This window comes from Vibrio gallaecicus, from assembly GCF_024347495.1.
Classification (GTDB): domain Bacteria; phylum Pseudomonadota; class Gammaproteobacteria; order Enterobacterales; family Vibrionaceae; genus Vibrio; species Vibrio gallaecicus.
On the sequence record NZ_AP025491.1, the window covers coordinates 1,207,754 to 1,233,940 of the forward strand.

At 39.6% G+C, this 26,187-nt stretch carries 24 protein-coding genes; 7 read left to right on the forward strand and 17 right to left on the reverse strand.

Annotated elements, in window-relative coordinates; genetic code table 11:
- Positions 1-48: 48 nt before the first annotated feature.
- The 4 genes from OCU78_RS20290 to OCU78_RS20305 form a co-directional block, all read right to left on the reverse strand.
- A complete protein-coding gene (locus OCU78_RS20290) occupies positions 49-1,083 on the reverse strand; it encodes an HD-GYP domain-containing protein (RefSeq protein WP_240701744.1) in 1,035 nt (344 codons plus the stop codon).
- Entirely contained in the window at positions 1,049-2,041 is a 993-nt protein-coding gene (locus OCU78_RS20295; protein WP_137373755.1) for a hypothetical protein, read from the reverse strand. The genes OCU78_RS20290 and OCU78_RS20295 overlap by 35 nt, the downstream gene beginning before the upstream one ends.
- Before the next feature lie 580 nt (positions 2,042-2,621).
- On the reverse strand, positions 2,622-3,713 hold the full coding sequence (locus tag OCU78_RS20300; RefSeq protein WP_137373754.1) for a GGDEF domain-containing protein: 1,092 nt from the start codon (positions 3,711-3,713) through the stop codon (positions 2,622-2,624).
- 9 nt (positions 3,714-3,722) lie between these two features.
- Entirely contained in the window at positions 3,723-4,208 is a 486-nt protein-coding gene (locus OCU78_RS20305) for a hypothetical protein (protein ID WP_137373753.1), read from the reverse strand.
- 331 nt (positions 4,209-4,539) lie between these two features.
- Here OCU78_RS20305 and OCU78_RS20310 point away from each other — a divergent pair, with 331 nt between their 5' ends.
- The 3 genes from OCU78_RS20310 to OCU78_RS20320 all read left to right on the forward strand — a co-directional run bounded on the left by OCU78_RS20310 (position 4,540) and on the right by OCU78_RS20320 (position 6,601).
- Positions 4,540-4,998, forward strand: coding sequence for a TetR/AcrR family transcriptional regulator (locus OCU78_RS20310; protein WP_137373752.1), 459 nt, complete (start codon positions 4,540-4,542; stop codon positions 4,996-4,998).
- Between the two features lie 335 nt (positions 4,999-5,333).
- On the forward strand, positions 5,334-5,798 hold the full coding sequence (locus OCU78_RS20315; RefSeq protein ID WP_137373751.1) for a DUF2846 domain-containing protein: 465 nt from the start codon (positions 5,334-5,336) through the stop codon (positions 5,796-5,798).
- Between the two features lie 173 nt (positions 5,799-5,971).
- Positions 5,972-6,601 (forward strand): hypothetical protein, encoded by a 630-nt coding sequence (locus OCU78_RS20320; protein WP_137373750.1) that lies wholly within the window; start codon positions 5,972-5,974, stop codon positions 6,599-6,601.
- 113 nt (positions 6,602-6,714) lie between these two features.
- On the opposite strand, the gene tdh is transcribed toward OCU78_RS20320, so the two are convergent.
- The 5 genes from tdh to OCU78_RS20345 form a co-directional block, all read right to left on the reverse strand.
- A complete protein-coding gene (gene tdh, locus OCU78_RS20325) occupies positions 6,715-7,746 on the reverse strand; it encodes an L-threonine 3-dehydrogenase (RefSeq protein ID WP_004730216.1) in 1,032 nt (343 codons plus the stop codon).
- A 96-nt stretch (positions 7,747-7,842) separates the two neighbouring features.
- Positions 7,843-9,036: a glycine C-acetyltransferase gene (locus OCU78_RS20330; protein ID WP_137373749.1), complete on the reverse strand. Its 1,194-nt coding sequence runs from the start codon at positions 9,034-9,036 to the stop codon at positions 7,843-7,845.
- A 289-nt stretch (positions 9,037-9,325) separates the two neighbouring features.
- Positions 9,326-10,300 carry a chemotaxis protein CheV gene (locus tag OCU78_RS20335; RefSeq protein WP_137373748.1) on the reverse strand — a complete coding sequence of 325 codons (975 nt, stop codon included), beginning with the start codon at positions 10,298-10,300 and terminating at the stop codon, positions 9,326-9,328.
- A gap of 470 nt (positions 10,301-10,770) precedes the next feature.
- Positions 10,771-12,015: an MDR family MFS transporter gene (locus OCU78_RS20340; protein WP_137373747.1), complete on the reverse strand. Its 1,245-nt coding sequence runs from the start codon at positions 12,013-12,015 to the stop codon at positions 10,771-10,773.
- A 260-nt stretch (positions 12,016-12,275) separates the two neighbouring features.
- Positions 12,276-13,211, reverse strand: a complete 936-nt coding sequence (locus tag OCU78_RS20345; protein WP_137373746.1) for a DMT family transporter — start codon at positions 13,209-13,211, stop codon at positions 12,276-12,278.
- 91 nt (positions 13,212-13,302) lie between these two features.
- On the opposite strand from OCU78_RS20345, the gene OCU78_RS20350 reads away from it, so the two are divergent.
- Both OCU78_RS20350 and OCU78_RS20355 read left to right on the forward strand, forming a co-directional pair.
- The gene (locus OCU78_RS20350; protein WP_137373745.1) at positions 13,303-14,313 is read left to right on the forward strand and encodes a LysR family transcriptional regulator; all 1,011 of its coding nucleotides are present in this window, start codon (positions 13,303-13,305) and stop codon (positions 14,311-14,313) included.
- Between the two features lie 41 nt (positions 14,314-14,354).
- The gene (locus OCU78_RS20355) at positions 14,355-14,675 is read left to right on the forward strand and encodes a heavy metal-binding domain-containing protein (RefSeq protein WP_137373744.1); all 321 of its coding nucleotides are present in this window, start codon (positions 14,355-14,357) and stop codon (positions 14,673-14,675) included.
- Between the two features lie 227 nt (positions 14,676-14,902).
- On the opposite strand, the gene OCU78_RS20360 is transcribed toward OCU78_RS20355, so the two are convergent.
- The 7 genes from OCU78_RS20360 to yegD form a co-directional block, all read right to left on the reverse strand.
- Positions 14,903-15,742: a tetratricopeptide repeat protein gene (locus OCU78_RS20360; RefSeq protein WP_137373743.1), complete on the reverse strand. Its 840-nt coding sequence runs from the start codon at positions 15,740-15,742 to the stop codon at positions 14,903-14,905.
- A 256-nt stretch (positions 15,743-15,998) separates the two neighbouring features.
- A complete protein-coding gene (locus OCU78_RS20365; RefSeq protein ID WP_137373742.1) occupies positions 15,999-16,451 on the reverse strand; it encodes a hypothetical protein in 453 nt (150 codons plus the stop codon).
- 135 nt (positions 16,452-16,586) lie between these two features.
- Positions 16,587-16,871, reverse strand: coding sequence for a hypothetical protein (locus tag OCU78_RS20370; protein WP_137373741.1), 285 nt, complete (start codon positions 16,869-16,871; stop codon positions 16,587-16,589).
- Between the two features lie 425 nt (positions 16,872-17,296).
- Positions 17,297-18,901, reverse strand: coding sequence for a mechanosensitive ion channel family protein (locus OCU78_RS20375; protein WP_137373740.1), 1,605 nt, complete (start codon positions 18,899-18,901; stop codon positions 17,297-17,299).
- Positions 18,902-19,251: 350 nt separating this feature from the next.
- Positions 19,252-19,479, reverse strand: a complete 228-nt coding sequence (locus tag OCU78_RS20380) for a DUF3820 family protein (protein ID WP_137373739.1) — start codon at positions 19,477-19,479, stop codon at positions 19,252-19,254.
- Between the two features lie 6 nt (positions 19,480-19,485).
- Positions 19,486-20,166, reverse strand: coding sequence for a DUF3313 domain-containing protein (locus OCU78_RS20385; RefSeq protein ID WP_137373738.1), 681 nt, complete (start codon positions 20,164-20,166; stop codon positions 19,486-19,488).
- A gap of 168 nt (positions 20,167-20,334) precedes the next feature.
- A complete protein-coding gene (gene yegD / locus OCU78_RS20390) occupies positions 20,335-21,690 on the reverse strand; it encodes a molecular chaperone (RefSeq protein WP_137373737.1) in 1,356 nt (451 codons plus the stop codon).
- A 401-nt stretch (positions 21,691-22,091) separates the two neighbouring features.
- Between yegD and OCU78_RS20395 the strand changes: the two genes are divergently transcribed.
- The gene (locus OCU78_RS20395; protein WP_137373736.1) at positions 22,092-25,070 is read left to right on the forward strand and encodes a hypothetical protein; all 2,979 of its coding nucleotides are present in this window, start codon (positions 22,092-22,094) and stop codon (positions 25,068-25,070) included.
- A gap of 211 nt (positions 25,071-25,281) precedes the next feature.
- Positions 25,282-25,590 carry a DUF1289 domain-containing protein gene (locus OCU78_RS20400; protein WP_137373735.1) on the forward strand — a complete coding sequence of 103 codons (309 nt, stop codon included), beginning with the start codon at positions 25,282-25,284 and terminating at the stop codon, positions 25,588-25,590.
- Between the two features lie 91 nt (positions 25,591-25,681).
- Here OCU78_RS20400 and OCU78_RS20405 read toward each other — a convergent pair whose 3' ends face one another.
- Entirely contained in the window at positions 25,682-26,026 is a 345-nt protein-coding gene (locus OCU78_RS20405) for a HopJ type III effector protein (RefSeq protein ID WP_137373734.1), read from the reverse strand.
- Between the last annotated feature and the right edge of the window lie 161 nt (positions 26,027-26,187).

Below are 26,187 nucleotides of genomic sequence, written 5' to 3' on the forward strand. Positions count from 1 at the left end.
AATCATACAGCTGTAAGATTATCGGAAGCACCTTCCCGGGCTTACCACTTAAGAGAGTGGCTTACATTGTACATCCGTATACCTGTCTTTTATCTCTGCTAAGTCGTTATACGACAGAATGAATGCCTTGACCACATCGGGGTCAAAATGGCAGCCAGACTCCGATATGATTAAGTCTTTTGCCTCTTGATCTGTCCATGCTCTTTTGTATGGACGAACGGAAGTTAATGCATCGTATACGTCGGCAATCGCAATTATCCGAGCGGATAAAGGTATCATCTCACCCGATAGCCCATATGAGTATCCAGAACCGTCCCATTTTTCATGATGCGCAATAGATATATCTTTCGCCATTTTAAGAAGAGGACTGTTGTGATCACCAATTATTTTTGCGCCAAATGCAGGGTGCTCCTTCATGGTTTCCCACTCGTCTTTATCTAACTTATCGGGCTTATGAAGGATCTTATCTGGAATACCGATTTTCCCGATATCATGCATTGGTGCTGCCGTTAATAAGTCTTCACACCATTCACTTGTACAACCGTAGTTTTTTGCTATGGCTTTTGAATAATGGCTCATCCTTATTACATGCATCCCTGTATCGTTATCTTTAAATTCTGCTGCGTTGCCCAATCTTTCAATAATTTTTCTGTTTGCTGTTATCAGCTTTTTATTTGATCTCGAGCTAATCCGAATCGTTAAAGTGATTGCTCCAACAGTAAAAAGCGTCATCGCCCCAATGATCAAAGCAATACTGTTTCTAAAACCATAGTGCTCAGCAAGAACCTCATCTACATCCATTTTTGCCACAAATACCGCTTCGAATGAATCCTGCCAACTTGCGACAACAAAGACATCATTACCAAGGTGATCTTTTGTCCGTATTAGCTGACTTAAATCTCCATTCTTAGATGGCATAGGGATATTGAGGTTACCACTGCAATTTCCGGTCTTACACCGAGACAAAATTGAGCCACTTAAATCAACAGCAATAACTTCACCGGTATTTTGGAAATACTTTTTATAACTATCAGGGAAATCAATTTCATCAGTGACGATGTTGGTAACGATTATCAATGACAATTTCTCTCAAGTTGTCATTGATAATCGGTACTAACAAGTACAAGTTACCTACGTATTGATTAAGCTCTTGGTCATATCTCCCTCGAACAGGAAATATTGACGGCTTACCTTCTAACGCACTTAAAAAATGAGTGTAGATGTCATCATTAAACGTGCTTCCATCAACTAAATCTCCATAGCTTGCCAGTGTCGCTCCTTTTGTATTCATTACAGAGAAAGAACTGGTCTCACCAATATGCAAAGAAGAGTACTTTTTTAATATCTCAACCATTCGTTGCTGCTCTGCAACGATATCATTGGTGAGCGATGAGCTAGATGTTTCGAGCAAAGATTGCAACGAATCTTTGAATTCAGAAGTACCGGCAACGTAGTAATAAGTATTTGCCATTGCCTTCATTTTTTCTTCAACACTCACCTTATAATCAACAATGAACTGGCTTAGCTCACTAGAAGCTTTGTTCGTTTCATAGCTTTCACTTGAATCAGATAAAGATGCGCCAACGGCACAGATAATGGTTACGAAAATAGTGACAGAAAATACGGCTATTCGAGTAAAGTTACTAGATGAAAAATCCACATCGATATCACTAGACTCAGATATCCTTAACACAAGCTTGAATACCGCCCAGAGAATAACTATAACGACTCCAAATACTGCAACAAGATACCAAATCTTAAATCTATCTCTAGAGCTGTACACCTCATCCTTAAGATACACTTCAACCTGACCCACGATCATATTGTTATGAACGATTTCTGAATAACCGTAAATAAAATAGGATCGAAGGTTTTTAGGAACATCTACCCCAAATTTAGGGGTCTGATCTTCTAAAAGGTAGCTTGCAATAATATCTCCGCTCACGGAGTCGGTAATCGCCATAGCCTTTATTTCTTCATCACCACCTGCCAGCGATTTAATTGTCGATTCAAGGCTTTCTTTATCGAGGCTGTAAACCATCGCGGCGGTTATCTTTGATATTTTATCCGCAGTTTTCGTGGCTGTATTAATATTGTGATTTAACGTGGTGGTATTGCTATCTAGGGGATAAGGAGACGACGATAGTCAGCGAAGGTGTAATCCCCCTTCCAGGTAAAATAGAACTCTTTGGGTGTGAATAGTGCCAATCACTTATTTACTCTACTTTTCAAAATTCAATTTTCTTCTTTAACTCTTTGCTAATGAAGAGCTAAACAGACTTCATCTAATTACCTTTCCAAAAGTGGCCATATAAAAAAAGCCACGCCCTGAGAGAAGTACATCGGACGTGGCTAGCTAATTAGCTATTGATGATTTACAAAAGTAGTTATCTACTCGGGCTATTATACACAACCAATAAAATTAACAAACATCGTCCATTATTTATTTTTAAACATGACAGTGTTTTGATTGAGATTTTTCAGTCACCGAAAAGGGGAATATCAAGCCAGTTTTTTGAACAGATTTGCTGTAAGTATTTATGTAGTTAGCTATGTAGATATGTCGTGCTAGCCGAACATGGCTTTAGATAAAATTAAAGCCCCATGAGGGGCTGAGATTACTAAGCTCGATAATGAACAAACGAACTTCGCTGGAGCATTTTCTCTTTTTTTGCGGTGTACATTGCTGAATCGGCAGCAGCAACAAGAGACTCCATATTAATGAGTACATCGTCGTTAAAAGCGATACCAATCGATATTCCAACCTCTACTTTTTCACCATCAATTTCAATGGGTTTGTGGACTTCATTAATGATGCGTTGTGAGATATTTGAAGCAATTTTTTGATTTATACCATCCACCGCTACTAGGAATTCATCACCTCCTATTCTCGCGCATATGTCGGTTGATTTTACGCTTGATGAAATACGGTTAGCTATAATCTTTAACAGTTGATCTCCGGCATCATGTCCAAGAGTGTCATTAACGTCTTTAAAGCCATTCATATCCATAAAGAGACAACACAGTCTTTTCTTATCTGTGATTCGTTTATTCATTAATTCGTTGCAGTGCTTTCTATTCGATAGACCAGTGAGCGCGTCTTTTCTAGAAACTTCTTTTACTCTTTTGAGCCTAGCAGCCATAAATACGAGTGAGCAAATCATTAGAAGAGAGCCAACAGTAACACTATAATTAAACATAATTTCTCGCTCACCAAGCGCTTTACGTTCTTTTAAGTATTGATCAAACTGCCCCCCTTTTAACTGGAAACGAACGACTGACGCATAGTTAACTTTAATAATGTTAATGGCGTCTAGAATGGCTAACATTGACTCTTTATTGCCTTTACCAGCCTCTAAATGCACCACTTCTAATACGTTGATACTGTCTTCAAGTTCGTTCTTAGCAATGGTTCTAAGGCTTTCGATAACGTGCGGGCTAGTGGTTAAAAAGTCGTACGTCACGTATATAAAATCAATACTCGCGGCTTCTTTCGTATCTTGCTCCGTGAGCATAGCGTTAAGAACCTTTGATTCGTACTTATAAACCTCTTTAATAAATCTCCATGAAGCCCAGTATGAAGCTCTTGTTTCATCAACGTAGCCTACGAACTGTTCTTCTTTAGCAACTTGCGCTTTATGGATCGAATTCAGAGTGACAAAGAAAACAGATAGTGAAAATAAGATTCCTAAGGTAAATAATATTCTTCTCACTTTTACGTCCTATTTTATGATCTTGATTTCACTAACAAACCAGACTTGATCATAGGCAATATCTAGAAGATTGTTACCTTGAGACTTGTCTGAAAAGTTTAATATGAGGGTAATAGGCCCCTTTTGACGAACAGGTATCCGTTTACCGTTTCTTTTAAAAGCGGCAAAATACCGTTTGTCCAATAAAGACTCTTGGGATATTTCAACCGAATAGTCATTAAGTGCCGTTACTTTCACTTCCTTGATATTCTTCACCTCAAAACCATATATTTTAATCAAATCGTTCAAATAGATACCGTCATAGACATCTTCCTTATCTCTCCAAGGAGTAATAGTCATCATTTTTTCTGTCGATAAGCTTTCTAGTTGTTCAATTGAGTAGGTGGTTACTTTGTCAGTTTTGTTGTTAGTTAAGGAAAGGTCACTTGCAAATACCGACAGAGGGAAAATCGATAGAGCTAACAATACCGCTCTGATCGCTTTATTCTTATACATATTGCTTCTCCTGCGTGCTGGTGTTAATCACTGAGTCCAAATGTGGCAACAATACTTGAAGTTTGATCGAAAAAATAGCAGACGTCATATTCTATTTTTAAAAATAATAAAATCACTCTTATAATTACTAGTACACAAACTAAGAGCTGACATGCCCCTTTATCAACCTTGGACTTATATTTTCTTTCATAAACCAGTAAACAATCCTTAATTAATACATTGAAATTTAATATAAATTTCCGCATTCAGCTCCGCTTAAATAAGGGCGATAAGCAAAATGACAAGTGTACGTTTTTATGTATAATCACAATGCTTTTACGGAGAGAGAAATATGCCAAGAGTTAACAGAGCGACTTCTGAACGAACAAAGGAACGGATTATTGAAACCGCCGCTCGTATCGTACTTAATGAAGGTTTTGAACACCTCACTTTTACGAATATTGCAAAAGAAGCGAATATTAGTCGTTCTAGTACCAATACGCATTTCAAAAACAAAGAAGATCTTATTGAGGCTATAAAACCTAAGGTAGGAGAGGTCATTGTTCCTTTATTTTGCTACGACAGCCCAGAGAAATTTTTAGAATCGTGGAAGAAGGTCTACCTTACGGATCCTCATGCTCAAAAGCTTTTGTACAACACTCGTCACTTGGTGAGCTCTAATGAAGGTATTGATGGACTGATTAGCTTGATTCAAGGAGAAGACAGAGAAAAGGTCGAAGAAGTGGTTTTATATTGTATCGGCTACTCAATGTACAAAGGCATTTATGGTCAGAAGCCAGAGCCTATATAATTTTAGCGCTTGTTTCTTTACCTTTTATACCTACCTTAAATTAATTTTCTTCTCAGTCTTTCTCTTCCAACTTATCAAGTTAGGCATCACTTCCTTTCAAGAGCAAAACCAGTAAAAATATGGCAAAAGGTAACAGTGGCTTCCCTTCTACTGTTCGCATTTATCCATTTATTAAAAGTGCTCAAAGAATCAACACCTCAACATCTATTGTGAACTTTTAGCCTATAAGTACTGTCCATTACGATACCTGAATCACAAACACTCAAATGCATATGGAAATTTTATAAAACCCTGCTATATGATTCGATTTATAAATCAATAGCTAGGTTAAAATAATGAAAAATAAAGCAATAATTTGTTCCACACTACTTTTAGTTCTATCCGGTTGTGCTTCAGTACCAACGGCGGAACCTGCAAAATCCAATCAACTAAAACAATTTGAAGCTCCTGAAAATGGCAGTGCTGGGGTTTACGTTTACCGCACGGATTCAGCTGTTGGTGCAGCTCTTAAAAAAGATGTTTTTATTGATGGAGACTGCCTTGGTGAGACAGCCCCAGGTGTATTCTTTTACCAAGAAGTAGAAGGTGGTAAAGAACATATATTGAGCACTGAGTCTGAGTTTTCTGCCAATGACATAACACTATTAACGGAGGAAGGTCGACTTTACTTTGTCAACCAATACATAAAAATGGGTGTCTTTGTGGGTGGCGCAGGTCTCGAGTTAGTTGATGAAAAAGTGGGTAAAGCCGAAGTTAAAAAAGTAGATCTCGCTATAAAGGGTAACTGTACATCTAACTAGCAATATCGACTAACAACAAACGCTTTAAGATAACAGCCAACGTATGGCACTTTTAGAACTCCACCCATTTGATTGGAACATGTCTTTAAGTTTGTCATAGCGTTGGCCTGAATTTTTCAGAGCGATGTTTGCAGTTCAGCAAAGTGAATAGACAAAATCAAGGAACACACCAAATGGAAGTAAGCTGTTTAAAATGCACTAGAAAAATTGAGTCCAGTAATATAAATGTGGCAATGGATACCGCTTACTGTCAAAGCTGTGAGACACTTTCTTCTCTTTCATCCTTGCTTGAAACTACACCGAATCATAAGTTTGATAGTACTCAAACCGTTAAAGGAATTCACGTTACTGAAAGCGGTTATAAATGGTCTATTGAAGCTTCCAACCGAAGCTGGTCTGCACTTTTTTTAGTTCCGTTTACTGCTGTTTGGGCTGGCGGCTCTCTCTCGGGCATTTATGGGACTCAGTTGGCAAACGGTCAATTTGACCTTGAAGCTTCTCTTTTCGGATTGCCATTCCTTATTGGTAGTATTGTTTTAATCAGTGTCACTTTGATGAGTCTTTTCGGTCGTACCCATGTATCAAGCGATAATGGTAATGCTCTGGTTTTTATTGGGATTGGTCCTATCGGTTGGTATAGAAGGTTTGATTGGCAAAATATAAACAGAGTAACGGAAAATGAATCGAAGCAGCGTAAGTATATTTCTTTAGAAGGTAGCCGAAGAGTGAATCTGGCTTGGGGGTTAAGCAGTGAGAAAATCTATTTCATGTCTAGCTTTCTAAAAACCAAACTAAACAAATAACTTTTATACGTAATAAGTTTAAATTATTTTCCTATTAAAAATGACGACAGAGTGGCGACAAAAAAGGCAACAGTTTTACCTGTTGCCTTCTGATATTCAAAACCGGTAGTGACCTACTCCCAGTCTAAAATTACCTTACCAGACATACCAGATCGCATCATGTCGAAGCCTTTCTGGAAGTCGTCCACTTTGTAGTGGTGAGTAATGATTGGTGTTAGATCTAGACCTGACTGGATTAGCGACGCCATCTTGTACCAAGTTTCGAACATCTCACGACCGTAGATACCTTTGATAACCAAGCCTTTGAAGATTACTTGGTTCCAATCTACTGCCATGTCTGAGGGTGGAATGCCTAGTAGAGAGATTTTACCGCCGTGGTTCATGTTAGTCAGCATGCTGTTGAACGCAGATGGGTTACCAGACATTTCTAGACCAACATCGAAGCCTTCTGTCATACCAAGGTCTGCCATTACATCTTCAAGCTTCTCTTCCATCACGTTTACGGCGCGAGTTACACCCATTTGACGAGCAAGGTCTAGGCGGTATTCATTAACATCAGTAATAACAACGTGACGAGCACCAACGTGCTTAGCAACAGCAGCAGCCATGATACCGATTGGACCAGCACCAGTGATTAGCACGTCTTCGCCTACTAGGTCGAAAGAAAGCGCTGTATGTACTGCGTTACCAAACGGGTCAAAGATTGATGCTAGATCGTCAGAGATTTCTGCAGGAATCTTAAATGCGTTGAACGCAGGAATCACAAGGAACTCAGAGAACGCACCAGTGCGGTTTACACCAACACCAGTTGTGTTACGACAAAGGTGAGTACGACCGCCACGACAGTTACGGCAGTGACCACATGTGATGTGACCTTCGCCAGATACACGGTCGCCGATTTCAAAACCACGAACTTCTTGGCCAATGCCAACCACTTCGCCCACGTATTCGTGACCTACAACCATAGGTACTGGAATTGTGTTTTGTGACCACTCATCCCAGTTGTAGATATGTACATCAGTACCACAAATTGCAGTTTTCTTAATACGGATAAGAAGATCATTATGACCCATTTCAGGTTTTTCAACCTCGGTCATCCAAATGCCTTCTTCAGGCTTAAGTTTAGAAAGTGCTTTAATTTTCATAATGTTACCTAGTTCATCTCGCCTAACCATGAGGCGAGAATCAAAAAATCGATATGTTCTATCTAATCAAAGGATACACGAGGCACCCTTTCAAAATTAGATGATACCCATGTCTTTGCCAACCTGGATGAACGCGTCGATAGCGCTGTCTAGTTGCTCACGAGAATGTGCAGCAGACATTTGCGTACGGATACGAGCTTGACCTTTTGGTACGACAGGGAAAGAGAAACCGACAACGTAGATGCCCTTCTCTAGAGCACGCTCGGCGAATTCAGCCGCAACTTTTGCATCACCAAGCATGATTGGGATGATTGCGTGATCAGCACCGCCCATAGTGAAACCAGCGTCTTCCATGCGAGCACGGAAGTGAGCAGAGTTTTCCCATAGTTGAGTACGTAGGTCACCAGATTCTGCAAGAAGGTCAAGAACACGGATAGACGCCGATACGATTGCAGGAGCAACAGAGTTAGAAAACAGGTACGGACGAGAACGCTGACGTAACCAGTCGATCACTTCTTTCTTACCAGAAGTGTAACCGCCTGAAGCGCCGCCCATAGCTTTACCTAGCGTACCGGTGATGATGTCGATACGATCAACAACGTTGTGGAACTCGTGAGTACCTGCGCCGTTTTCACCCATGAAGCCAACCGCGTGAGAGTCATCAACCATTACTAGTGCGCCATACTTATCAGCAAGGTCACAGATAGCAGGAAGGTTAGCTACTACGCCGTCCATAGAGAACACACCGTCAGTAACGATAAGAGTATTGCGTGCACCAGCTTCTTTAGCTGCGATTAATTGCTGCTCTAACTCTTCCATATTGTTATTTGAATAACGGAAGCGCATCGCTTTACAAAGGCGAACACCATCGATGATAGATGCATGGTTTAGAGCGTCAGAGATGATAGCGTCTTCTTTACCAAGAATGGTTTCGAACAGGCCTGCGTTTGCATCAAAGCAAGATGTGTAAAGAATCGTGTCTTCTTTACCAAGGAAAGTAGATAACTTTTGCTCTAGCTCTTTATGAGAGTCTTGAGTACCACAAATAAAACGCACAGAAGCCATACCGAAGCCGTGCTCATCCATTCCTTGCTTGGCTGCTTCAATAAGCGCAGGATGATTAGCAAGACCTAAATAGTTGTTTGCACAGAAGTTTAGAACTTCTTCACCGGTAGAGATAGAAACTGCAGCTTTTTGAGCAGAAGTGATGATGCGCTCAGACTTGTAAAGACCTTCAGCTTTTACTTCTTCGATTTGGTTTTGAATTTGTTGATAGAATGCAGAAGACATTATCCAATTCCTTCATAATTATTATGAAGCAGCTTTTTCGCTGCCTTATGTAGGGGAAGTACAAATTGGCTTGGTAGCCATTTACACTGTAAAACTAATGACAATATTCTAGTAGAACATTGCCGTTTCTATTATCCCTACAAACGGAAAAACATTAATGAATCTAAGGCACAAATTAAATGTAAGCTAAGTGACTTATAGCACAGTTAGGTTGTGGTTTTTCACGTCACTGCTCGTTTTTTCTTTTTCCAGGTTGGCTAAAGCAAAATCTCGAATCAATCATGTCGAGTTACGAGAATATGTATTTATCCATCATCGTCACCATTTTGCCAATCTCAGGCTTAGTGATCGTGTCGTTTGCTCCTAAAGCAATCGCTTTTGCACGGTTATCTTCACTCATCAATGATGAGAACATCACAATCGGTGTTACTGCATAAGCTTCACTATCACGTAAACGCTTAAGAAGGTGCATACCATCCATTCTAGGCATTTCTACATCAGTCACAATTGCATCGATTAAATCATCAATAGGTAAATTCTCAGCCTTAGCAGATTCAGCAAGCTCCATTAGCTTGTCATGACCTTCACCACCATCTTTACAAGCAATAACGTTGTAACCTGCCGATGTCAGCGTATCTTGAATTAGGTTTCTGATAAACGCAGAGTCATCAACGACCATAATAGTTTTGCCATTACGCTTGGTGATCATTCGCTGGTTCAGATCAACCGACTTATCTACCGTGACGTCATACTTCTCCATGCTCAACTCTGGGTTGATATCCGCAATGATTTTTTCGAAATCTAGGATCATGATCAAGTTGCCATCTTTACGTACAACCGCAACAACGCAGTCTTGTTCACCCGCTTCTAAGAATTGGCTTGGTGACTCCACATCATTCCAAGAAATACGGTGAATACGGCTAATGCTATCAATAAGGAAACCATTCGTCATTCTGTTAAAGTCAGTCACGATAACGAATTTCTTCTCCATATTTCCGCTAGTACGAACTCCAAGCCAGCCACCTAAATCGACCAAAGGTGTCAAAATGTCACGAGAAGAAAACACACCTACCATATGAGGTTGAGCATTAGGATAGTCCGTCGTGTCTGGTACTTGAATCACTTCACGAACTTTCGCAACGTTAATACCGTAGTAGCACGTTTTTGTACCACCGTTTGGTAGCTGTTTAATTAAATGAAATTCAATAATCTCAAGTTCATTTGTTCCGCTTTCTGTCAATATCGTACTGTTAGACTGACTCATATTTTTTCTTCTTTGTGTTATCTATTTATTATCAGTGACTTCAATTTTACTGCGCACTGGAATTAATATGTTTTAACCCTATCAATAGCTTGTTGCAACTTTTCAATGAAGCAAAGCTCGACATCTTTTTCAAATACGTAAAGTACATCTCTTTCTTACGCAACAAGCTTCATCTTTAAATCTAAATCATTCCGGTAGGATACATATTCAGATACGTACACTATACCGACAATTTTGATTGTCCATTATACCGTCATCCCACTCAAAGGCAGAATAAAGGATCTGATTATACGACTTGGTATAATATTACATCTATCATTAAGGTAGGAGTACATCAAAGAAAGATCTAGAAACGCACGCTTACAGAATGAAAGCCGCAAAACTGTATCAACAGAATTACGGCTTATCAATCAATATAGTATTTAATGGCGTGGAAAGCCGAATTCAGAAATAAATCATCCCACTTAAAGCTAAGTTTGGGTAATGGGTTCTCGCTGAACACTGTCTTCAGTTCTTTCTGCTAACCAGTACAGCCACATCATCACTAGGCACAAAATAAAACAAAGCCCAAAGAGCCAATTCGAGTTGAGTGACTCTATGACAATGCCTCCAATTAAAGGTGCTATTGCAAAACCTAGAGAATACAAAGCCGCCGCGCCAAAATATGAACCACGTAAATGAGGAGGAGCAAGGCGGTCAATTTGAACATTTAATGTAGGGAAAGCTATCACCTCACCCATACTTAGTATAAAACATGCAATTGCCCAACCAATCGGCCAGTCTGCAGGTGTTAGCAAGAAGCCGACTTGAGCCAAAGCCATCAATGCCATTCCAATACGAGTTCTTACAAATAGAGGGACATGCTCTAACCACTTGAGCATTGGAAACTGAAAGATAATGATCGTCATTGTATTTACGAGTACGAGCCCTGCCACAATTTGAGCCGCATCTGAAATGGATGACCGAACAATAACTTGAGGTATAGAAGACTCTACCTGAGCATACACAAACATCATGATGAAGTTTGCTATCATCAATTTTACAAAAATATTGTCTTTACGAATCACATGCAGTGTCGCGGTAAAGTTAGGCAATGTTGATGGGTCTGGTTTATTAAAACTTTGGTTGCGTTCAATACCAAATAATAACCAAAAACCGTAAACCACGTATGTAGCACCAGCAATAAAGAATAAATTTTGAGGATGCGACAAACCAAGAGTAATACCCAACAAAGGTCCTAATGCACCACCTAAATTAAGTAAAAAATATCGGATGTTCAGTGCTAATTCACGATCTTTCGGATCATCTAAATTATCGCCTAGCACCGCTTTTGCAGGGGCTTCTATCATTGGTCTCATTAAACCAGTGATAATAATTAGAATATAAAACTGCCATATTTCAGTTGCGAGACCAATACCAGTATAAGCCAGTGATGCCACCCAGCTTCCACATACCATGACCCACTTTCGCCCGAACTTGTCAGAAAGGTAACCTGAATATAACCCAGTTCCGGCACCAACCACGGCAGATGCTGCGAGCATCCCGCCCACTTCTATCGCAGAAGCACCAAAATCTTGATACAAAAACACAATAAGAAATGGCCAAGCCATAAAGTAACTGGTTCGCGCCAACAATGTACCGGTTAACACCGTCCAAACTGAGAAGTTGAACCTTTTAACTCTTTGAACTTGAAACAAACTGTCCTTTTTTTCCATATAATCTCCCTATGAACTGACTGCTGATTTACATTTTGTTATTGCAACTTTTTGTTGCTTATTATTCGCCCAGTATATGATTTTGTTATGTAAAATAAAGCTTTCATTTATAAATTATTCCTTCAGCATTATTTGTAGACATTTACGAGTTGACTCCCCCTTTATTTAGGCTATTTAATCAACTAAAACTAATTGAGTTAACTCGCTTAATCATCGTCATCAGATAGCGTGAAGCACCATAATCTAAGCCATAGAATTACTTACATAGCAGATTTAACTAACGGCTTACCTCTCATTTTTAACTTGATTCGTTTGGCGTATAGGGTAGTAAACATGCTTGCACTCGCAATCAAGACTATCCCGGTTATTTGCTGGTCGGTGAACCTATCGTCAAAGAACATGACTTGCCAAATTGCGGAAAAAAGCAGATTAGTAAATATCAACGGGGCAAGCTGAGAGCCACTTTCAGCTAGTTGGTAGGCTTTTGAACGAAAGATTTGTGTGTTGATGGTCAACAGAGCAAGTAAGATTACAAAAGCAATGACTTTCCAATCCAATAAGCTATTCGCTTCCCACAGCCCGTCCCCTTGCGATTGCCAGCCACTTGTTAAGGTAATAGGAAAAATCATGATTCCAGCAATAAAAAACGTCCAAGCATTCGTTTCTACTGGTGTTAGAGTACTTTTTGATGCTCGATATAAGCTTAATTGCGATCCGGAGTTGAACCCCCCAGCCAATAAACCAAACAATAGTTCACTCTTAAATTGGAAATGAGATAAGTCACCCGCCATTAATATTACGCCACAAAAGGTGAACAATAAGCCTAATATGGTTGATAACCTTATGGTGGCACCAAAGATTAGCTTTTCTAACAAAGGAATAAATAGAGGGCCCGTGCTGAATAGTACAATTCCTTCAACAAGAGATAACGTTTGTAATGATGTTAGAAAACACCACTGACAAGCTGCGATACAAAAACCACGAATCAACAATGGCTTTAGCATCGTTGAAGGGATAACTCTTATTCGTGTAAGCATGAGAAAGGCAAACAACATTAAACAAGGCACTACAAACCTTAAAAAGCTAAGTAGTTCAACTGGGGTTAATTGCGCTAAATTTTTTGATAACAAGCCAGTTATCGACAAACTGAATGTCGACAGCAGCATGAAATATGTAGCTTTGGTAATATCAGACATAATTATCACCTCCTAATGCGCTTATATTAAGAAAGTGACGATAAGATAAATAGCGAGTAATATTGACAAGACCTGTAAGGAAAACTTACCAATGAAAAAACTCGTTCCCTTAAAATCAATTTACGCTTTCATCGCAGTTGCAGAAACAGGCAGCATGACAGAAGCCGCTAGTCTTTTATTTGTTAGCCATTCAGCGATTAGCCAAGCTATAAAGTCACTAGAGCAACAAATCAACAAGCCACTTTTTCAAAGAGTGGGTCGTCGGGTTGTACTAAATGAGGACGGAAAACGATACTACCGAAAGGTTGCCCCTGCACTAGAGCAGATCATTGACGCGACAGCAGAGGCGGCTCACGTCGCTAATGAAAATAGAATTACTTTGAACATGGTTAACTCACTCGCGATGCACTGGTGGATCCCTAGAGTACCGAGCATCCAAGCTTTTTCTCCTATGCTTGATATAAGAATTTCTACTCTAACGGGAGCATTCAACTTAGATAGTGAAGGGGTTGATATTGCTCTAGTACATGGTGTACCCGATGAGTGGCAAAATTTCCATTGTGAAAAGTTAGGTAATGATGATCTCGTGTTGGTTTGTAGCCCATCATTACTTGAAAACCTTTCCGTGACTCAAGCTCATACCATTAACCCAAATACTGACCTTTCTATTTCTTCTACTATAAGCAGCCACGACACCGCGAATACAAACTTAGTCGCTGAGTTGAAAACCCTGCTGCAAAGTCAGCCAATCATTGGAGTGGTCAATAATCGTAGAAAACACGACTGGCAAGTTTGGTGTGATAACTATGGATTCGAACTGCCCAACTTCCATAGCCATTTAACTTTCAATGTATCCATACAGGCGGTGCAAGCTGCAACACGATCACTGGGAATATTGGTGACTCACCGACTATTTGTAAAAGATGACATAAGTCTAGGTTCATTAGTGGAACTTGGAGAGCCCGTTGTGAACCCACATCAAGACTTCTATTTCGTGTGCTCTAAAAACAAACTAAAGCAAGAAAGTGTGTTAAAACTAAGATCATGGTTACAAAATGAGTTTGCTCAACCGGAGCCAAGCTTCAATGTAAAACAGCACTGATAACATCTACTTAAAAATAAGTCATTTAATAAGGAATCATTATGATTGTCACAACGACCCAATCTGTTGAAGGGAAAAGAATCGTTAATTATAAAGGTGTGATTGCAGGAGAAGCCATTCTCGGTGTAAATGTATTTAAAGATATGTTCTCTGGCATTCGTGACCTAGTCGGTGGGCGCTCCGGTACCTATGAAAAGGAGCTAGAGAAAGCACGCTCTTACGCCTTTAAAGAATTAGAGCAAAAAGCGCGCGACTTGGGCGCAAATGCTGTAGTCGGGGTTGATATTGACTACGAAGTCCTTGGACAAGGCAATGGCATGTTAATGGTTTCAGCAAGTGGAACCGCTGTTGTCGTAGCATAATTGCAAGTAATCACCTCTTAATGACCAGCCATCACACCTTACTGGCTCAACATAGGTTCAATGGTTAATCACAGGCTTAATGACTCAGTATTGGCTTAATGTCACAGCATGATTTAGCGGCTCTATATTTATAGTCTAGCGAGCCAATATATTGCTCTATTTCACAGCTCAGAACTAGCAAGTCCTAGTCTGAGCTTCAGTCTTATAAACCGCCTATTGAAATACATTTATTCTTCTAGAAGTGCTTCAAAACGTTCCAGACCTCTTAGCATTTCAAAGTCAGGTTCATCAGCAAGCAGCTCTCGCATAGAGCCACTGGCTCCAATCGATCGAACTAGATCATCAATGGCTTGCCCTTCTGCCCCTAACCTCGCATAGGCGCAGGCTCTTTGGTAAAGCGCATGAGCATTTTGGTCATCCACCTCTAATACTCGATTACAGAGGCTCATAGCCCAGTGATACTCTTGCATTTCCATCGCAGCGTCCGCTTTGTATGTTAATGCTTCTAGATCTCCCGGGCGGATTTTTAATATTTCATCGTAGGCTTCTATTTTTTGCTCAGCTGTTTGAACACTTTGAGAACGAAGCCATAAGTTATGTATCTCATTAATGATTTCGATCTCTCGGTTATTCTCAGAAATAATTCGAGTTTTACGCTTTAAATCTCGCTCCAGAGCTAAGAATTTTTTCTCATATTCTTGCGCAATCTTATCCAGTCTCTGATCTGCCATTTCCTTGGTGTTATGTTTAATTTCTTTGAACGTCTGCCAGCCAATTAATGCCACCAGCGACGCTACACCTGCAATGATGTAGAAAAAGTAGGTCACAGTAACATTGACATAATTTAGCGACTTATCCGCGACTTCAAGTTCGCGATCGGTAATCTGAATAGTCAGTCGACGCTCTAAGTCCTGTTGTTGAAAACGAAGCTGCTTCAATTCATCGAGAATATAGCGCTCCATTAAAGGTCGGTCTAAATACTCTTTCTCTGAATATTTCACATCTTCAGCGCTAAAAGCTGAAGCGGTAAACAAAGCGAACATAAAAACGAGTAGTGTGCGAAACATCGCTAAATCCTTTTACTTGATGATTAAATTAGTGAGACTTCTAGTACAAGTTAGCATTCTATCTTCTTATAGTAGCTGTTCCCTTGAGCCACATTTAACATATTAACAACATCAGTACACCACCTCAGCGAGATAATTTAGTAAATATCAAACTATCAAATCCACTTTATGCTGTTCAGAAACGATAAGAGCACCCTTATAGGTGCTCTTATTAATCATCTTACTGCTCATTCAACTCAATAAAGAGAGAGAAACCTTAAAAAGGTTTATTCAAAATGATTATCCACTGTTCACATTTTGTTATGAAGCCTTGTAAATATGCCGTCGGATTTGCTAACTTTTCGCCGCCTTTAACATCAGCTCCGGTCACACGCCAAAAGTTATTAGAAATTAGATTTCTGTGCGAAACAAAATCTTTAATCTCATTTGTATTCATAGGCAATTTGTCGCCAAAAGCTTGCTCGTATGAGCTAAGAGCAAGCTCTAATTTTTTAGGGCTTCCTTTTAAAAACGCCTCAGGTGTAATACTCAGAACTTTTTTTTCTTTTTCACAGCTATGCTCTGCCGTTAGCTGTGTAATTACCAGGTAAAGTCCAAATTCAACTTTCTGAGCTTCTAAAAGTGCACTACCAAGTAAAGTAAGTTCACTCGAATTATTTTTATTAACTTCTGCAGCAGCGAATTCTGTCACTGTATCAACCTCAATCATTTCACTTATACATTATGTTTAATATATCTATGGCTAAAATATCCACACTTAATATATTTATGCTTAATACATATCTTTATCTAATAAAGCCAGTATCTAATAAATACCTGTTTAGCCTATAGATTCAAAGGAAAATTAGACAACATCATCCCATTGAACAGCTTCAACTAAACTTACACGGGCTGAGTCAAAAACAACATAACTAAGAGTCTTTTCACTTTTGGCTATTTGTACATCGCCTTTAAAACCAGTTCTACTCAGCTTTTTTGCTAACTGTTGCGGGGCTTTATCAAAAACAACATTTAAAAATGGTAGTTCTTTTCCATGGATAATTCCCTGTTCATTAAACAAATCTAAAGATTTAGAAAAATGGTCTGTATCCGTAAATTCAATTATTTCAACTATTTCTTCCAACAACATCTTTCAATCATTCCATAAAAATCATAAGGTTAAATATAATTAGCTTCTATGTTATTCATACTTTATGTAAATAACAAAAAACCAACGCCCTCCAATAGCGGTAACCCACAAGCGAGTTATCAACCTAAACATAAGAGCAGCATGCTACGCGTGTTTTGCGTCATAATAACATATTGTCCGAAGTGAAATATGTTGTCTAGACCTACCTTTGCCAGCAAGGATAACAGCTTGCCAGCAAAATAAACCACAAGAAATATAAGATCATGGTACGTCTATGATTCTATTATTATTCCCATAAAAAAGACCAGAAGTGATGGCTTCTGGTCTTCTAACTTTGGTTGCGTTGTGACCAACACTGAATTTTGTATCAGCTACCTCAGTTATGTATCTTTTTTGACTTAACTAACCTGGGACTGAGCGACTTACTAACTCTCATCGTGATTGTATATATGAACATCTCGCTGCGGGAATGGAATGCTGATGTTTTCTTGGTCAAAACGTTTTTTAACCGTTTCAGTCACATCCCAGTAAACTTCCCAATAATCTTCCGTTTTTACCCAAGGGCGAACCACAAAATCGACAGAAGATGTATTTAATGTATGTAACTTCACTATATGTTCTGGTTTCTTCAATACTGCAGGGTGGTTGGCTAAAATATCGTTTAGTACGACTTTTGCTTTATCGATATCGTCTGCGTAACCAATTCCAAAAACCATGTCTACACGGCGTAGTTTCTCTGCGGTGATATTATTAATCACATCCCCCCAAATTTTATTATTCGGAATGACTAAGATTTGGTTATCGATCGTTTTAACCGTTGTCGAAACTAAACTCATATCTTTCACAGTGCCTTGCACACCAGCAACTTTTACCATATCTCCGACATCATATGGGCGATAGATCAAAATCATTAAACCAGAAGCAAAATTAGACAATGTATCTTGTAGAGCAAAACCGATGATCACACCCGCAACACCAAAACCAGTTAATAATGGCGCAAGTTCAATACCAACCTGTGAAAGTGCAACGAGCAAACCAATGAATATCACACCCTTTGAAGCAATAGATACAAAGAAGTCTTGCATTAAGACACTGAAATCCATTTTTGAATGTGAAACACTCTTTCTGACAGTTTTACTGGTTAGACGCGATAAGACTCTGGTGATGTAAAGAATCCCTAGAAACAAGGTTAATTTAACGATCATGGATGGCGTGTTTTCAAACGCCCAATCTTTAAAAGAAGCTCCCCACTCTTCTAACAAGCCAAAGGCTACGTCGATATCCAAAACGTCAGCATTTATGTCACCCGTTGTCGCTAATAAAATTTTCCTATAAACCGTAACATCAATGCCTAAACCAGCCATTAAACCAACTGTAGATTCTAAGCTTAATGCCATAATGTTCGTGCGTTCCCCAAGCCTAACAATTTCAGTCGTGAGCAGTGTTTTTTCATCAGCACCTACATACGTCAAACGCTTCTTAATATCTTGAACTTGAGTGTCGGTATAAAAAATTGCATTCGTCAGAAATTCAGCGCGATTTTGTAGAGCACTCTTTAACTCTGCGAGTGGCTCCACCATATCTAATTGGCGAGCCTGAGACCAACGCAATGTCTCTGCGAGTTGACGGTAATAAGTGTCCATCGTACTAATACGCTTTTGAACTTCCACCTCTAAGCTCTTTTTTTCATCACCTGATGATTTGCGACTCAACTTAGTTAATTCGAGTATTTTAACTTCACTTAATCGCAGTAATTTCTGTAATAACGTAGCTTGCTCGACCAAAACCATATTGAGCTCTTCACCTGCACCAGCCGCAACTTGTGCACCAATAAGTTCTCGCAATGTTTGGTTTTTACGCCTTAGAATATCTTCAAGGAAGGATTGCTCGAATTCATGTGCAGATTCTAAGATGATGTAATCTGCTGATAATTTATTTTGGACTTCTACCACTCTATCCAGATTTTCTGCAAACCCAAATGTTGAAAACAACGTGAGCATTAATACAACGCTGCCTATTAACTTCCTCATACCTATTCCTTAGTAACCGTTAAAAGCTTTCCTCCTAGAATAGTAAATAGCACCTAATTAACAATGAGTTATTTAACCTAAATAGAAATATATGAATAAGCTCATATTAAATGTGTGGGTAATCTTCCATATTTATAGAAAGTACGTTTATCTCCCCTAAAACGAAGGCGCTTCCACTGTTCATTGATTGATGTGCGAATGTTTACATTTGAGTGTTAGTTTTGAATGAGTAGATAGGTAGATAGGTAGATAGGTAGATAGGTAGATAGGTAACTTTAATGTCCACCTTGAGAAATCTAAGGGTGGACATTAAATACATGCAATAACGTAAAAGGCTAGCTTAGGGGTGGCTAATAATTAAAATCATGTTTAAGAGGCTTTACTACACTATCTAGCCCTTCGACCTTTAACGCTAAGCATAGCTGCATGAGTTCACCTAGTTCGCCTTCTGGGAATTGCTTTTTATTAGCGAACCAAAGTAAATATTCTTCAGGGAGGTCAATAAGCACTCGTCCCGCGTATTTGCCAAACGGCATAGGCATTCTTGCTAATTTAACTAGGTTCTCTTTCTGTAACATGACCGATTATTCAGGCTTATCAATTTTCTGTAGAGTAACACTTAAGCGATCAACCCAAAAGTTGATTGCATCTTTAGGGTCATCAAGTGAATCCAACATAGTGGAAAAATCTTTATTCCCAGCTTGCCTATCAACGACCGCAAATAATGCATCACCATTTTCAGCGTCACTGACCAATAGCTCGATAGTGGCGCTACCTACGTTAGTATGCTCACCCGTGGTGATCTTTGAGATAGTCGAGATTGCTAATCCATAGGGTAGAACGCTGCTGGTTACCGCTAAAATTGGATTTGGTGTTTCCACATTACTTAAAGCAATACTTAAGCGAAGTGAGCGATCTGTGGGTGACTCTACAACCGGTTTGTGTTCTTTAATTGTATCGCTTAATCGCTGAACAAAATAAGCCGTCAGCTCTTCAATTTCTTCATCCGAGATTGAGTCCTCCTCGGCAAGAACAAAAACCTGATCAATGACAACTGAATCGTACTTATCTAACTTTCTCTTTAACCTATCAGCATCTCTTAAACCAATTCTCGCCCATACTAAATCTACGCCGCCTTCAGGACCAGGTCTAAAATCTTCATAGCTTGTAAACTTAGTCGCATGAGTTCTAGGGGACTGAGCACACCCAAATATAAGTATGCTCATCAATGTAATAAAGGCTAAACGGGATAATTGAGATGTCATTAAAGTGCTCCTATCTTTTCATACAGAATACTATTCCACTCGTGAAATTTATATGAATAGAGAACATCCTTTAGAGAAAGTTATGAAATGCATCTAAAAAAAGCCTGTCATTAACAGGCTTTGGGAAGTTCAACAGGCTGCCCATTGAAGTACAAACATTTGATAAAACTACATTTTAAAACAAGTGTCTGCCCAACGCGCTAGTCCAGCCGTAACAGAACCAAAATAATTACCACTGACAATTGGCACATTCGGCACTGCTTGCTCAACCGCTTGGCGTAAAATTGGAGACCGAGCAGAACCACCTGTCATATAAATCACATCCGGCGCTTTTTGCCCTTGCTGTATTGCTTCTTTCACTAATTCAATCATTTTTGACTTAGGTGTTTCGATCGCTTCAATCATTTGCTCAACCGAAATATCAATTTCAACTAATTCAGAAGCAACGTTCACCGCAGCTTTGAATTGAGCTGAATCCGCTAAGCCAATTTTGGCTTCTTCGGCACGGCGAACAATACTGTAGCCTAATGTGTCTTGGTACACCTTAAGTAAACGATCAAGCTTTACTGGCTCGGCGGCTTCTTTACGTAATAATTTAAGGGCATTGAAATTTTCACGGGAGTAGAAATTTTTCTGAGCTTCAACGTTATTAATAGCAATCGGGTTCCAGAATTGAGTAAGAGGCATATCAATACCAGACGTACTCTTACTCGCTAAGCCAAATGGCTGCATAAACTGTTTGAATGCCAGGTAAATATCCAGATCATTACCGCCCACTCGCTGACCACTGTGAGCAAGCAAACTTTGAGTACGATCAGTTCGTCCTATCCAACTTGGTCCCATGTCTAATAATGAGCAATCTGTTGTACCACCGCCAATATCCACAACAAGCACGGTTTTGTTTTCTTTTAGCGTACTTTCATATTCAAGACCTGCGGCAACAGGCTCAAATTGAAACTCAATATCTTTAAAGCCCGCACGCCTTGCAGCACGATACAAAATGCTCTCAGCTTGTCGATTGGCCTCTTCACCACCACGACCATGGAAGTTAATTGGGCGACCAATCACCGCCTGTAATATTTCTGTTTGGGTAGTCAGTTCGGATTGGGTCTTAATGTTTGCCATCATTGAACAAACCAGATCTTCAAAAAAGCTAATTTGAACATCATGTAAACCGTTGGCACCTAAGAATGATTTCGGTGATTTTACGTAATAAACATCTCTTGGGTCTTCAAGGTAAAGATCTAAGGCAGCTTGCCCAAATGCCATATCTTCTCGAACAAGTTCAATGCTCTCGTCTCTGTTTGCAGCGATAGCTCTGCGAAGAACTTGCTCACCAACAGTATCACTTGGCTTAATATTTAAATGGCGAAACAAATGCTCTGAAACACTCTCACGGGTGGGAGCACAAACAGTGGACGGAATATAATAATTGTCACCTTCTAAAGGTAATAACGTTGGTTGACCATCAAGCACAGCCGCAACTGAACAATTCGCGGTACCATAATCAAATCCAATAAACATAGTATCCTCCACTCAAGAAAAGGGGAAAGATGCTACATCAAACCTAGAACGATTACGAGTGTTGGTAAGCACTTAACTCCAGAAATTCAGCAATTTACCCTGCGACACCATTAGTGATACTCATCACAAATATTGTACAAAGATCAATATAACCACAAAAACTGTATGAATTTTAAAGTTAGTATTATCAGTAATTTAAATAACTAGCAGTTAAAACATAATAAAAACGATATAACTAATAAATAAATAGTCTTTAGTTTACAGCACTTTATAAAACCAACATCTTAATCAAGTTGAATAACAATATGATTCACATTGCTTGGCATGTTTGACGCAGGTAGTTCTATTTCCTAAGTTTTTATTGGACTTAAATAAGTACAGACAACTGTTTAGGATGAACAATGAATAAAAATAAAATTGTATTAGCACTCGGCTTAACATCAAGCTTAGGCTTAGTCGGATGTTTTGATAGTGATAGCTCTAGCGGCTCCGCATCTTCATCTGGTTATAGCGTTACGGCAATTGATGGCTACTTACAAAATGCCCAAGTCTGGCTCGACTTAAATGGTAACTTTGCATTGGATGCAAATGAACCATCTGCGACCACAGGGGCTGGAGGTAAAGCTACTCTCGATGTTAACGGCATACCTAACCCCGAAAGTTACTCTGTTATTGTTAGGGCAATAAAAGGACAAACCATTGATGAAGACACTGGGACTGAAGTTGCCAGTGATTATGTAATGTCAGCGCCTGCTGGTCAGCAAGATGTCACCCCTCTTTCCACCTTAGTTCACGTTATTTTAGAACGTGATGATTCAATGACCGAAGAACAAGCGGTTATGACAGTCGCGACACAATTAGGCATTGAAACCGATGAAGTTCTCGGAGATTTCATTGAAGACGGTAATACTGCCGCCGCATTTGGTGCGGAAAGCTTAGTTGATAACAATATACTACCAACCACAACAGAAGACCTTGCAAGTGATGCAGATGAAGATAATGCAGGGTCAACCCTACTGGATGACGCTCAAGCAGTTAATGAAGGCGTAGCGAATTATATAGATGAACTTGAAGCTAATTTAGAAGAAGGGGAAGAACTCGACATAGATGATAATCTGGTTCTGATTATTGATGAAAACGATCCTGATGGCTACGTGATTGAAACCGATTCAGACGGTGATGGCGTCATCGACGACAACGACTTTGCCCCTGATGATGCAACTGAATGGGTAGATTCTGATGGCGATCTTACTGGTGATAACGCCGACTTGGATGACGATAATGATGGTACCCCTGATTTAGAAGATGACCTTCCTTTCGATCCAACAGAAACATCAGATAATGATAATGACGGCATTGGTGACATCAAAGATCCTGATGATGATAACGACGGTATTCTAGATGGAGATGATTCTTCACCGAATACGCCAGATTTATCCCCAATTGAACAAGTTATTGCGTTCATGCAAAACAACAGCACATTCTACAGTTTATGGGCTGATGAAGACTCTTACCAAGATTCCATGGGTGAACAACAAACCGATATCAGCATTTTCATGGAAGAGTTCGAGGTGGCAAATAACATTGCTTCACTTCAAGCAAACTATGAAATTCAACCTGATGGTGCGATGTGGGAGCAAGATCTATACGACGAAGATGACCAAGATATAGCGTTAACCTCTACTGGATGGGTAGCCTTTAACGATGTGTTTGAGATAGCTATTTCGAGTGATTCTGTCAGTGTTTATCCAAAACAAATCCCGGCTTTAACTTCTACAGCATTTGGATATGTTAAAGCATTAGCAGGACAAAGCATTGCTGATAACGCTGGTGAACTTTCGGATTACGTCGACACTGAAGCTATCTTCCCAGAAGGCGCTGAAGGTGGCGTTGTACAACTCACACCAGATACTAATCAATACTTCTTATGGAATCAACCATGGTTCTGGCGTGCTTCTGGCAATACCGATGATGATGGACACAATGCCGTCACGTTTGATGAGTTAATGGTAGCGGCCGCAGATAAAGCTGAAACCGGTGATGTTACTTCAAGTGTGAAAGGTATCTCGTTAGGTTGGGATATCGGTGTGCAATTTGTCGATGATAATACAGCGGTATACGTCTCTATGGATTGGAGCTGGAATGAGCAAACCAACATGCCTGGTAATGTCACGGTTGTTGGTTCTGGTACATGGGAACAAGTAACCGTAAATGAACAAAGTATCATTACGTTCAATGTACCTATGGCAGCGAGCGATGCATGGGGAGACAATTGGGATGAAGATACCAATAAACTCATTCTATCGATTTACGACAATAAAGTTTATCAAGGCGATCGATTCGAAGCAGGAGAGCGAATTGAAGACGATGATGGCTTCTTACTCAATGAAGTTGCAAAAACTGCACTGCTTGGTGCTATTAACCTAGAGGGTTGGTGTCCGATCACTGAGGTTGAATCCGGAGCGACACTTGCAGACTTCAAAGCACAGTTAGAAGGTTGTAACCTCGAAGAGATGCAACTTGAAGGTGAAGTCCTATACCGAGTGAATGGTTCGAGACAAACACGAACAGAAGCATTTGCTGCAAATAACCAATTACTTCGTTTCAAAAATGGTGAACCAAGAGATAACTATTGGAACATAAATGAAGACGGGCTATTAGAAATCGGTGACGATGCTAATAACTTTTGGGATTACCGAGCTTACATCTCTGACGGTAGTGAAGAAGATCAATTACGTATCGCCAATTATGACCCAGAAGCTGGTGAAATTTGGATGGGTACCTATATTGAACTTGACCTTGATGCTGCCTTAAAAGAATGTAACACCAATGATTCTGAGTGGGATGACGTCAATGAAGTTCCAACTACTTTCTTTAGCTATGCTCAATATCTAGAAGCCTTAGATGGGTGTAAGGACGAACAAAACTATCGAGTTCCTAAGTTTAGTTCTGACTTCATTTCAGATGAGCTTGTGTTCCACTCCGATGATGAACGCTTAACATTCTACGGGGAAGGACACGACACTGAAACTGCTGGTACGGGTCAATTTGAAGAGTTCAATGACAATGGCGAACTTATCGCTGATGCAACCATGACCTTCACTTGGGCTATGCATGATGAAGAACGTGGCATCATCGCTTTGAGCTTCTCGTATACTGATGATAATGACGCAGCACAAACTGCAACAGACTATATGGCACTTGCTTATAGCAACGGCATAGAGTTCAACGTTAAAGTCTTTACTACTTCAACCGAGTGGCAAGGAAACGACATCAATTCAACGGGTGAAATTTGGTTTAATAACTATGCGCACCCAGATTCTGAAGGTGAGCTAACTGCATTAGGCTTTTTGAGCGAGGATGTTGTGAACCAACCTTAGAGATCGGTCAAACTGTAGAAGTGTTAAATAACCCTCTACATAATCAAAGAAAATAATCATGAAGCCAAACATGCGACAGTATGTTTGGCTTTATTTTTATAAGCCCATGAAATTAATATAGGTCCCTTAAATTGAAATAGTTCCACTTAATACGAATCTCAATCAACTTGTGCTAGAGTCCCTCACCTCTTTAAAGCTAACGGTCTTAATAATGAAAACGCCTTGTAAAGCAGCATGTAAAAATGAGGGTGGTATTTGCAGTGGCTGCCACCGAACAATCAACGAGATTATGGGTTGGGGCAAACTTTCTGATAATGATAGAAAGATAATTATGGACAAGTTAGACGGTACAAGTACAACACACACTTGCCCGCAATGTGAAAAATCCGCGCAATGTGACATTAGTATGGGTAAAGAAACTTGCTGGTGCTTTGAGCTTGAAAAAAGAGACACAAGCTCTGTCCCTAAAGCTGGCTTATGCATGTGTAGAAACTGCCTGACGGCATTACCAGTTGAATAAATACAATATATTGATTGCCAATAGTAAGAAGATCAAACGGCTGACCTTCTTACTTCTTACTTCTTACTTCTTACTTCTTACTTCTTACTTCTTACTTCTTAGCAAGAGCTTGCTGAGAAAATTGAACACCTTCCCAGCCAAATTTCATAAAGTTTCGAATATTTTGATGATCTTCATTCTCAGGAAATTCGAGCACATCTTTACGGTAAAACTGTCCAAAACAAGCCAATGTTTGGTCTACAGATAACTGCTGCAAGTTACCAAAAGCAAATATTTTGCATGACCCATTATTTTCACCAGCAAGATTCGTCACTTCACCATTTTTAAATTCACTTGGTGAAAAAGTGTAATTCGCTTCAATTACCGATATTGTTTCTTCAAATTGAATACTTTCAGGCGAGGAAATGAGTTTCGTTAAGAATGAATTAAGTTCCATTTAAGTGCTCCTTAGCAGTTGATGAATCAAAGTCTACCCTGTTTCACTTTGTTAAGTAAAAGATAATTCCTTCCGTTGTAAGCCACGCTTTAAAAATTGGTTTAAGGAAATCACTATTCGCTTAGCGAATACATACCTTCAGCCAGTCTAGGTATATACTG